Origin of the sequence: Escherichia sp. HH26CH (assembly GCF_009820205.1) — a bacterium.
GTDB classification, from domain to species: Bacteria; Pseudomonadota; Gammaproteobacteria; order Enterobacterales; family Enterobacteriaceae; genus Escherichia; species Escherichia coli_F.
The window spans coordinates 384,467-395,921 of sequence record NZ_VNXM01000013.1 but is presented as its reverse complement, the minus strand read 5'-3'; the positions used below and the strand labels follow the sequence as shown (position 1 = coordinate 395,921).

Sequence of the window (11,455 nt, the reverse complement as noted above, 5' to 3'; positions counted from 1 at the left end):
CGCGTCTTATCAGGCCTACACCGCTGTGAAGTGCTCCACCCCGTAGGTCGGATAAGGCGGTCACGCCGCATCCGACATCTAACGCCCGAGCCGGTTGCCTGATGCGACGCTGGCGCGTCTTATCAGGCCTACACCGCTGTGAAGTGCTCCCCCCCGTAGGTCGGATAAGGCGGTCACGCCGCATCCGACATCTAATGCCCGAGCCGGGTGCCTGATGCGACGCTGGCGCGTCTTATCAGGCCTACACCGCTGTGAAGTGCTCCACCCCGTAGGTCGGATAAGGCGGTCACGCCGCATCCGACATCCAACGCCCGAGCCGGTTGACTGATGCGACGCTGACGCGTCTTATCAGCATGCGCCACATCCGGCATACCATGCCGGATGTGGCACATCATTACAACGCAATATCCGCGACTTCTTTTTGAACGGTTTGCGGCTTCAACTGCGGTTTTGGCGTACTGTCCGCCACCTGCGGCTTGTCGTATTTCAGCCCCAGCACTTCGCTGGTGTACTGCAACTCGCGTTCTGTTGCCGCCACATCACCATTCAGCTTGCGTCCATAAGACGGAACAATCGCTTTCAGCGTGGCCTGCCATTGTGGGCTTGAAACGCGATCGCCAAATACTTTTTCCAGCAGATTCAACATAATCGGCGCGGCGGTTGACGCCCCTGGCGATGCCCCCAGCAGCGCGGCAATAGTCCCTTGTTGGTCGCTGACCACTTCGGTACCCAGACGCAGTACGCCACCTTTCTCGGCATCACGCTTGATAATCTGCACGCGCTGCCCCGCTTGCCACAAACGCCAGTCCTCTTTTTTCGCCTGCGGATAGTATTCTTTCAACGCCTCAAAACGATCCTCTTCACTCAACATCACCTGACTCACCAGATATTTCACCAGATCGAAATTATCCAGCCCAACGTGCATCATCGGCATCACGTTAGAAGTAGTAGTGGAACTCAGCAGATCCCACAGTGAACCATTTTTGAGGAATTTAGTTGAGAAGGTGGCAAATGGCCCAAACAGCACGACGCGTTTACCGTCCAGCACACGGGTATCGATATGCGGAACCGACATTGGCGGTGCGCCAACGGAGGCTTTCCCGTAGACCTTCGCCAGATGATGGTTAACCACATCCGGGTTTTCCGAGACAAGGAACTGTCCACCTACCGGAAAACCGGCGTAGTCTTTCGCTTCCGGAATACCGGATTCCTGTAACAGCTTCAACGCTGCACCGCCCGCGCCGATAAAGACAAATTTCGCGCGGATGTTCTGTGCTGTGCCGTTTTTCAGATCGGCGACGGTGACAGTCCAGCTGTTATCGTCATTACGCTTTAGGGCGCGGACCTCGCTGCTGAGTTGCAGCGAGAAGTTAGATTTCTTCTGTAAGGAGGCGATCAACTGGCGGGTGATCTCGCCATAGTTCACATCAGTGCCAATTTCTGTGCGTGTTGCTGCTACTTTCTGTTGCGGATCGCGCCCTTCCATCACTAACGGTGCCCACTCTTTGATCTGCGCGTGATCTTCAGAGTAACGCATACCGCGAAACAGCGAGCTTTGTTGCAACGCGGCGTAACGGGCGCGCAGGAAATTAACGTTCTCCTCGCCCCAGACAAAGCTCATATGCGGAACGGTATTGATAAATGAACGCGGAGTACGCAGCACACCGCGCTCGACCTGGTGCGCCCAGAACTGGCGGGAAATCTGAAATGCTTCGTTAATGGCGACTGCTTTTTCAATACTGATGCTGCCGTCGGCATTTTGCGGGGTGTAATTGAGTTCCATCAGTGCAGAATGCCCGGTTCCGGCGTTGTTCCAGCCGTTCGAACTCTCCTGCGCGACACCCTCCAGGCGCTCCACCATGGTCATCGACCATTCAGGCTCCAGCTCGCGTAAATAGGTCCCCAACGTGGCGCTCATAATGCCGCCGCCAATCAACAGTACATCAGTTTCCTGCTCCTCGGACGCTTTCGCTTTTGCCGTCATCGAAACGGCATTAAGCCCCACGGCCATCGAGAAGAGCATGGCAGTCACTTTTTTCATCTTGTTAATGCCTTACTTTTAGTCGCTTTATTGCAGGTGAGATTTGCGCGGCATCAACGGTAACACTTAAGTAACAACATTTAAATAATGTTTATAAATTATATTCTAATTTTAGAAACATTATAATTTCGTTGATTAATTATAGGGTTATTAGAAACGAAGGGTTTTTTAGAATATTGACCTGGCGGCAGCAGTCCGCCAGGTCAGCGTCGAAATATTATGCCGTCCGGGCAACGGCATCACGCGAAGCAGCATCGCGCTCTTCGCCTGTCAGCTCGCTAAGTAGCCCGTTGCGCATTTCCAGCAGGCGGTCAGCGTGGATAAAGTAATGATCATCATGACTGATGGCGAAAATCGTTTTACCCATCTCCTGCATCAGCGGCAGCAGCACCTGATAAAACTCACGGCGGAAGTGAGGGTCCTGATCCGCCGCCCATTCATCCAACAGGATAATATCGCGTTCTTCTGCCAGCGCCAGCAACAGCGCGACGCGTTTTTTCTGCCCTTTTGATAACTTCAGGTTAACAATACGCCCGTTGCTTAACTCAAGCTTATGAGCCATTTTCAGTTGCGCCAGCCACTTCTCAACCAGTTGTGGATTAGCCGGTTTTCCCTCCGGCCCCAGCAGTTGATCAAACAACCAGACATCGGTAAACACTGCCGAAAACAGTTTGCGATAATCTTCCGGTTGTTCGCCGCTGACAGGTTTTCCATCCAGCAAAATTTCGCCACTTTGTGGCTGGTACAAGCCCGTCAGCAACATTGCCAGCGTCGATTTGCCACTACCGTTGCCGCCAATCAGAAACAGCAGTTCGCCACGTTTGATGGTGAGGTTAATCGGCCCAACGGAAAATGCGTTATCCTGATAAGCAAACGTCACGTTGCGCAGCTCCAGCGTTTGCCAGTCAGGGAACGCCTGCGGGCGCGGAAACTCCGCTTTGAAAGGCGCGAGTGCGAATTTGTTCAACTTGTTAAACGCCACCTGCGCAGTCAGTAGCGTCGGCAACGCACCAACCGCCGAAAGCAGCGGCGTACGCAGGAATAACAGCGTTAGCGAATAGGTCGCGGCAACGTTGGTATCAGCCCAACCGAGACTGTTCGCCATCCAGAACACCAGGCCGATTGCGCCCAGCATCATGATGTTTGACCAGTTCACAGCACTAAGATGGAAGGTGTCTGCGCGGATAATATGGTGGCGATACTCTTGCGCATCAGGAATGTAGAGGTTGTTAAACACATACTCGGCGCGTTCACGGTTAAGAGTCAGCTCTTTGCGCCCTTCGAGTACAGTTTGAAAATCCGTGTACAGCTTATCTTCGGTCTCGCGCAGGGTCGCCATATGTTTGTAAACCCGCGCCACCAGTACAAAACCGCCCCAGATGGTGACCGCCATCCAGATAGCCGTTACCAGCAACATCTTGCCCGACAGCATCCACAGATACGCCGCCGAACCGATAGTGAGAATGATCCCCTGCACCAGTTCTGGCAGACGAACAAACGCAATAGTGATATTGCGCACATCGCTGGTTAACCCCGCCAGCAACGAGGCGCTACCGAGTTGTTCGATACGCTCGACGTGAGTATCCAGAATCCGCTTGATAAATTCGCTACGCAGTCGGTAAACGAAGTGATGCCCCAGAGTGGTGAGCGCCAGTTGCGAACCTAGCGTCACCGCCATTAGCAGCAGCAATAAACCGAGAAACTCCGGCAACACCAGCAGACTGGTATCCGCCGTTTCGATAAGGCGCTGATTGATAAAAGCAATTAAGCCAATGCCTAATGCCGCACTGGCGAGGCTTAGCGCCATCACACTGATAAATGGCCAGCGATACTGCCGCCAGACAAGTACAAGAAGTTCCATGCAAAAAACCCGGACAATGAATTACAGCCCGCAGTTTAAACATCTCCGCGCGCACAGCAATAATAATTCTTATTTTTATTCTTTTTTACCTGCCTGACGGAATGTCAGGTTGTAGCGGCAGTCGGCGGTGAGTGGATGAAAGCCCGCTTTCAACGGTTGAATGCCGTGATAAAACAGCCGCGATTCACCGCCCCATACCACCACATCGCCATGTTCCAGCAATAAACGTTTGAGCGGATCATTTCGTTTCAGGCCACCAAATTGAAAAATCGCGGGTAAGCCCAGAGAAACAGAAACAATCGGCGCGCGCAGATCCGGTTCGTCTTTATCCTGATGCAGCGACAGTTTCGCGCCAGGAGCATAGCGGTTGATCAGACAGGCATCAGGTTGGAAATCTGGATAGCCCGCCGCCGTCGCCGCACGTTGACATAAATCATGAAAACTCTGCGGCATGGCGGGCCACGGTTTATTTGTTTGCGGATCAATGGGCGAATAGAGATAACCCTGCCGATTGGTCGTCCAGCCCAGATGCCCACAGTTGGTCATTGCCACCGACATGGTATATCCCCCGGGGGTGACCATCTGGCGAAACGGCGACTGGCTGGCAACGTCATTAATATCGCGGATCAGTTGCTCCGCAGCGTTAAAAGCAAAACGGTGCAAAATCACCGCTCCAGCCGCCAGTGGTTCTTGCCACGGTTCAGCATCGGCAAACAGATCCAACATTACCTCTCCTCATTTTCAGCTTCACGGCGCAGCAGTTGCGCTTTGCGCGACACGCCCCAGCGGTAACCGGAAAGTGTGCCATCACCACGGACAACCCGATGACAGGGTATTACGATAGCGAGCTTGTTGGCTGCACAGGCGCTGGCAACGGCCCGTACCGCTTTCGGTTTGCCGATGGCGTTCGCCAGTTGCTGATAACTGACGGTTTCACCACAAGGTATCGTGCGCAGTGCCTGCCAGACTTGTTGCTGAAAAGCAGTGCCGCGAATGTCCAGCGGTAACGTCAGCGGCGTATCGCGTTGATTGAGGCTGGCGATCACTTCACGCACATGTTGCTGAAACGTCAGATCGGCAGGCGCGTTGTCGGCAGCGGGAAACATCTGCTGCAACTCGCTGATTAGCGTCGCGTCATCATCGCCCAGCAATATCGCGCAAATCCCCCGCTCGCTTTCTGCCACCAGGCAACGGCCCAGCTCACAATCAGCCAGCGCGTAACGCACCGCCAGATTTTCGCCACCATGACGGAATTGTTTAGCCGTCATGCCCAGCGTTTCGTCAGCTTTGCGGTAGTAACTGCTGCTGTCGGGAAATCCGGCGTTAAGAATAGACGTCGTCACGCTCTCCCCTTTCGCCAGCGATTCACGCAAACGGCGAGCGCGCCAGGCCTGTTGCCAGGCTTTAGGCGTCATTCCGGTAGTCGCTTTAAACAACCGATGCAGATGGAACGGACTCATCGCCACCTGGTCGGCTAAGGCTTCCAGCGTTACAGGCGTTTCCTGTTCCAGCAGTCGGCAGGCGTGGGTAATTTTATCAAGGCGATGTTGCCGGGGATTGGCTTTGTCTGGCTGACAACGTTTGCAGGGGCGAAAGCCAGCGGTAAGCGCCTCGCTGGCATTTACGTAGAAGGAGACGTTTTCCCGCAAGGCATGTCTGGCACGGCAAGACGGTCGGCAAAAGATACCCGTGGTCCGCACGGCGAAAACGAATTCGCCGTCGGCGTTCGGATCGCGGGCTAAGACAGATTGCCAGCGTTGATCGTCAGTTAAGCATGTGGCGTTTTTCATCATCAGCTCCCTGGTTAAGGATAGCCTTTAGTCTGCCCGGTCACCATCACGCAAAAACCAACAATCTTGCGCTTTAATTTTTTTCGCTCACCAGGAAGCTTTTAAACTGCGGCGACATCCAGGTTTTAAAGCTATCGCCCTCTTTGGTGATCATATAAACCGCCAGCCCTTCCCGGCGAACAACCTCTTTGGCTTTCTCCGGCCCGAGTACCATTAAGCCAGTATCCCAGGCATCGGCTTCCAGCGCCGTCGGGGCAATCACCGTCACGGATACCAGATTGTGTTCGATGGGACGCCCGGTTTGCGGATCGATAACATGGGAAAGACGTTTGCCGTCCAGTTCGTAATAGTTACGGTAGCTGCCAGAGGTGCTAATGCCATGACCGTTGATATCCACCACGGCCTGAACCGCGTTTTCTTTATCGGTTGGTTTTTGAATCGCTACCCGCCACGGCTGGCCTTCACCGTTCATACCACGGCTGTTCAGCGCGCCGCCCACCGACACCAGATAGCGGGAAATCCCTTCCTGCTCCATCAAGCGTGCCAGATGATCCGCCGCATAGCCTTCGCCGACGGTGGAGAGATCGACATATAAATCCGGCAGGTCTTTTTGCAGATATTGCTGATGCGACTGATTAATGACCGTCAGGTGCTGTAAGCCGGTTTTGGCTTTCATCGCATCGATCTGTTCCTGGCTCGGAATTTGAACCGGCTGTTGTTCCGGGCCAAAGCCCCACAGATTCACCAGCGGCCCGACGGTTATATCCATCGCACCATCGGTCCTTGCGCCAATGCGCAGCGAGGTGGTGACGATATCGGCCATCGCTTCACTTACCGGCCACGGCGACAAACTTTGCGAGTCGTTAAAGCGCATCAGCGCGGAATCTTTTTTATAGGTCGAAAGCAGCTGATCGTCAGCGTCCAGCTGGGTCTGAATCTTTTCTTTAAGTTCGGCACTGCGTTTGGCGTCAATGCCCGGAATGCTGGCACGCCAGAAGGTACCCATGGTTTTGCCTTCGAGAACGGTAACTTCAATAGCGTGGGTTTTGGCGGGTTGTGGTTTTTGATCGCAACCAACAAAGAAGAACGCGGCAGCCAGCAGTGCCACGCGGGTAAAGCTTATTTCCATACGTGATTATCCTCATGCGAACGGTCGCAAGAGTACACCAAAAAACTGTGTTTGTACGCTGAAAACAATGAAAAAAGGGCCCGCAGGCCCTTTGTTCGATATCAATCGAGATTAGAACTGGTAAACCAGACCCAGAGCTACGATGTTATCAGTATTGATGCCAGCGTCACGAGTGAACTGGTTGTCGTCCAGCAGGTTGATTTTGTAGTCAACATAGGTGGACATGTTTTTGTTGAAGTAGTAAGTAGCACCAACATCAACATATTTCAGGATATCTTCGTCGTCGTAGTTACGACCATTGATGACACCCAGGTTTTTACCTTTAGACTGCAGGTAAGCCAGGGACGGACGCAGACCGAAGTCGAACTGGTACTGAGCAACAGCTTCGAAGTTCTGTGCTTTGTTCGCCCAACCCAGGGAACCTACGCGAGTTGCGTTGTAGGTCTGGGTGTACTGAGCAGCCAGGTAGATGTTGTTAGCGTCGTATTTCAGACCACCAGTGTAGGTTTCAGCACGGTCGCCGTTACCGATGTACAGCGGGCTGTTCTGATCGTCAGTACGTTTGGAGCTGGAGATCGCACCACCGATACCGAAGCCTTCGTAATCATAAGTGATAGAACCGCCAACGCCGTCGCCGTTCTGACGCAGTGCTTCACGACCATTGTTGGTCATGCCTTCGCCGCTTACGCTACCATTTTTACCCTGGTACTGAACAGCAAAGTTCAGGCCGTCAACCAGACCGAAGAAGTCAGTGTTACGGTAGGTCGCGAAGCCGTTACCACGCTGCTGCATGAAGTTGTCAGAACCGTAAGTGTCGCCACCGAATTCTGGCAGTACGTCGGTCCAGGAAGTTACGTCGTAAACTACGCCGTAGTTACGACCGTAGTCGAAAGAACCTACATCCTGGAATTTCAGACCTGCGAATGCCACACGGGTCCAGGAGTTGTTTTCGTTTTCAGCGCTGTTGCCCTGGATCTGATATTCCCACTGACCGTAACCGGTCAGCTGGTCAGTAACCTGAGTTTCACCTTTGAAGCCAAGACGCATGTAGGTCTGGTCGCCATCTACAGACTTGTCGTCAGAGAAATAGTGCAGGCCGTCTACTTTACCGTACAGATCTAATTTGTTGCCGTCTTTGTTGTAAACTTCAGCAGCGTTTGCTGCGCCTGCTACCAGCAGAGCTGGGACCAGGAGGGACAGTACTTTAACTTTCATGTTATTAACCCTCTGTTATATGCCTTTATTTGCTTTTTTATGCCACTGCATACTGATTAACCCTCATTAATCAGTCGGCAAGTCCATTCTCCCCAAAAATGCAGAATAATCCAACACGAATATGATACTAAAACTTTTAAGATGTTTCATTTATCGCTATAGATGTTTCAAAATGTAAATACAAGGGAACTTTTTAAGATTATTGCGGAATGGCGAAATAAGCACCTAACATCAAGCAATAATAATTCAAGGTTAAAATCAATAACTTATTCTTAAGTATTTGACAGCACTGAATGTCAAAACAAAACCTTCACTCGCAACTAGAATATCTCCCGCTATCATCATTAACTTTATTTATTACCGTCATTCATTTCTGAATGTCTGTTTACCCCTATTTCAACCGGATGCCTCGCATCCGGTTTTTTTTACCCTTCTTTACACAATTTTCATTATTCTGTGCTACCACAGAAAAACTATAACGCTTGTTAACTATTTCACAAATAATTAACATCAGCATAATTTCCAGCAATCTTCGTTTATTTGCAATTAATTTCGTTGGGCTTTTTGTCGGTTATTTGTACAGCAAAATGGCGCTTGTACATCTATTTCCCCCAATGCAGGATGATAAATATCACGGGAGAATAGAAAATCATCAATCAGGTAAGAGTCTGGAATTTCACACTGTACCCTTTATACTGCCCTATCACTTCGCGAAGTTTTAACAGGTCATAAACACGAATGCGTCAGAAAGAGACAACGGCCACGACCCGCTTTTCACTCCTACCGGGGAGCATTACCCGCTTCTTTTTACTGTTGATCATTGTGTTACTGGTGACGATGGGTGTAATGGTACAAAGCGCCGTTAACGCCTGGCTGAAAGATAAAAGTTACCAGATTGTCGACATTACCCACGCTATCCAAAAGCGCGTCGATACCTGGCGTTATGTGACCTGGCAGATCTACGACAACATTGCCGCGACGACCTCCCCCTCCTCCGGCGAAGGTTTACAAGAGACGCGCCTAAAACAGGATGTCTACTATCTGGAAAAACCGCGCCGCAAAACGGAAGCCTTAATCTTTGGCTCTCACGACAACTCAACGCTTGAGATGACTCAACGGATGTCCACCTATCTGGACACATTGTGGGGCGCAGAAAATGTACCGTGGTCGATGTATTACCTGAATGGTCAGGATAACAGTCTGGTACTGATCTCGACCCTGCCCCTCAAAGATCTCACCTCCGGATTTAAAGAATCGACCGTCAGCGACATTGTTGATTCACGTCGCGCAGAGATGTTGCAACAGGCTAACGCGCTCGATGAACGCGAAAGTTTTTCTAACCTGCGCCGCCTGGCCTGGCAGAACGGTCATTACTTTACCTTGCGTACCACGTTCAACCAGCCGGGACATCTGGCAACGGTCGTTGCTTTTGATCTGCCGATTAATGATTTGATCCCACCGGGTATGCCGCTAGACAGTTTCCGCCTTGAGCCAGACGCGACGGCAACGGGAAACAATGAAAATGAGAAAGAAGGGACGGATAGCGTCAGTATCCACTTTAACAGTACGAAGATTGAAATCTCCTCGGCACTCAACTCTACCGATATGCGCCTGGTCTGGCAGGTTCCTTATGGCACCTTATTGCTGGATACGTTGCAAAACATTCTGCTGCCACTGCTGCTGAACATCGGTTTGCTGGCGCTGGCGTTATTTGGCTATACCACATTCCGCCATTTCTCCAGCCGCAGTACAGAAAGCGTCCCCAGCACGGCGGTCAATAACGAATTGCGCATTTTACGGGCAATTAATGAAGAGATAGTCTCACTGCTGCCGCTCGGCCTGCTGGTTCACGATCAGGAATCGAACCGCACAGTCATAAGTAACAAAATTGCCGATCATTTGCTGCCGCATTTGAATCTGCAAAACATCACCACCATGGCGGAACAGCATCAGGGGATTATTCAGGCGACGATCAATAACGAGCTGTATGAGATCCGCATGTTCCGCAGCCAGGTTGCGCCGCGCACACAAATTTTCATTATTCGCGATCAGGATCGCGAAGTGCTGGTAAACAAGAAACTCAAGCAGGCGCAGCGTCTGTATGAGAAAAACCAGCAAGGACGGATGGCCTTTATGAAAAACATTGGTGATGCGCTGAAAGAACCCGCACAGTCCCTGGCGGAGAGTGCAGCTAAACTCAACGCCCCGGAAAGCAAACAACTGGCGAATCAGGCAGATGTACTGGTGCGTCTGATCGATGAAATACAGTTAGCGAACATGCTTGCGGACGATAGCTGGAAAAGCGAGACGGTGCTGTTTTCCGTGCAGGATTTGATTGATGAAGTTGTGCCTTCAGTATTGCCTGCCATCAAGCGTAAAGGTCTGCAACTGCTGATTAACAATCATCTGAAAGCACACGATATGCGCCGCGGCGATCGCGATGCCTTACGACGTATTTTGCTACTACTGATGCAATATGCCGTGACCTCAACGCAATTGGGAAAAATCACCCTTGAGGTTGATCAGGATGAGTCCTCCGAAGACCGCCTGACGTTCCGCATTCTGGACACCGGAGAAGGCGTAAGCATTCATGAAATGGATAATTTGCACTTCCCGTTCATCAACCAGACCCAAAACGATCGCTATGGCAAGGCGGACCCGCTGGCATTCTGGCTGAGCGATCAACTGGCACGTAAACTGGGCGGTCATTTAAACATCAAAACGCGGGATGGGCTTGGTACACGCTACTCTGTGCATATCAAAATGCTCGCAGCTGACCCGGAAGTTGAAGAGGAAGAAGAACGATTACTGGATGATGTCTGCATAATGGTGGATGTTACTTCGGCAGAAATTCGGAATATTGTCACTCGCCAGTTAGAAAATTGGGGTGCAACCTGTATCACACCCGATGAAAGATTAATTAGTCAAGATTATGATATCTTTTTAACGGATAATCCGTCTAATCTTACTGCCTCTGGCTTGCTTTTAAGCGATGATGAGTCTGGCGTACGGGAAATTGGGCCTGGTCAATTGTGCGTCAACTTCAATATGAGCAACGCTATGCAGGAAGCGGTCTTACAATTAATTGAAGTGCAACTGGCGCAGGAAGAGGTGACAGAATCGCCTCTGGGCGGAGATGAAAATGCGCAACTCCATGCCAGCGGCTATTATGCGCTCTTTGTAGACACAGTACCGGATGATGTTAAGAGGCTGTATACTGAAGCAGCAACCAGTGACTTTGCTGCGTTAGCCCAAACGGCTCATCGTCTTAAAGGCGTATTTGCCATGCTAAATCTGGTACCCGGCAAGCAGTTATGTGAAACGCTGGAACATCTGATTCGTGAGAAGGATGTTCCAGGAATAGAAAAATACATCAGCGACATTGACAGTTATGTCAAGAGCTTGCTGTAGCAAGGTAG

Annotated in this window: 7 protein-coding genes; 1 reads left to right on the top strand and 6 read right to left on the bottom strand. The window is 51.2% G+C overall.

The features are described from left to right. Positions 1-394: 394 nt before the first annotated feature. From mqo to ompC, 6 genes are all read right to left on the bottom strand, one after another. Positions 395-2,041, bottom strand: a complete 1,647-nt coding sequence (gene mqo, locus FQ015_RS06610; protein ID WP_039021911.1) for a malate dehydrogenase (quinone) — start codon at positions 2,039-2,041, stop codon at positions 395-397. Positions 2,042-2,258: 217 nt separating this feature from the next. Beyond that, the gene (yojI, locus tag FQ015_RS06605) at positions 2,259-3,902 is read right to left on the bottom strand and encodes a microcin J25 efflux ABC transporter YojI (protein WP_039021912.1); all 1,644 of its coding nucleotides are present in this window, start codon (positions 3,900-3,902) and stop codon (positions 2,259-2,261) included. A gap of 75 nt (positions 3,903-3,977) precedes the next feature. Then, positions 3,978-4,628, bottom strand: a complete 651-nt coding sequence (gene alkB / locus FQ015_RS06600) for a DNA oxidative demethylase AlkB (protein ID WP_105287782.1) — start codon at positions 4,626-4,628, stop codon at positions 3,978-3,980. Then, positions 4,628-5,692: a bifunctional DNA-binding transcriptional regulator/O6-methylguanine-DNA methyltransferase Ada gene (gene ada / locus FQ015_RS06595; protein ID WP_039021914.1), complete on the bottom strand. Its 1,065-nt coding sequence runs from the start codon at positions 5,690-5,692 to the stop codon at positions 4,628-4,630. Before ada ends, alkB begins: the two co-directional genes overlap by 1 nt. A gap of 73 nt (positions 5,693-5,765) precedes the next feature. Further along, the gene (gene apbE / locus FQ015_RS06590) at positions 5,766-6,821 is read right to left on the bottom strand and encodes an FAD:protein FMN transferase ApbE (protein ID WP_039021915.1); all 1,056 of its coding nucleotides are present in this window, start codon (positions 6,819-6,821) and stop codon (positions 5,766-5,768) included. A 111-nt stretch (positions 6,822-6,932) separates the two neighbouring features. Continuing rightward, entirely contained in the window at positions 6,933-8,036 is a 1,104-nt protein-coding gene (gene ompC, locus FQ015_RS06585; protein WP_000865555.1) for a porin OmpC, read from the bottom strand. 738 nt (positions 8,037-8,774) lie between these two features. Between ompC and rcsD the strand changes: the two genes are divergently transcribed. Then, complete coding sequence (gene rcsD, locus FQ015_RS06580) at positions 8,775-11,447, top strand: phosphotransferase RcsD (RefSeq protein WP_160523864.1); 2,673 nt, start codon at positions 8,775-8,777, stop codon at positions 11,445-11,447. Positions 11,448-11,455: the final 8 nt, after the last annotated feature.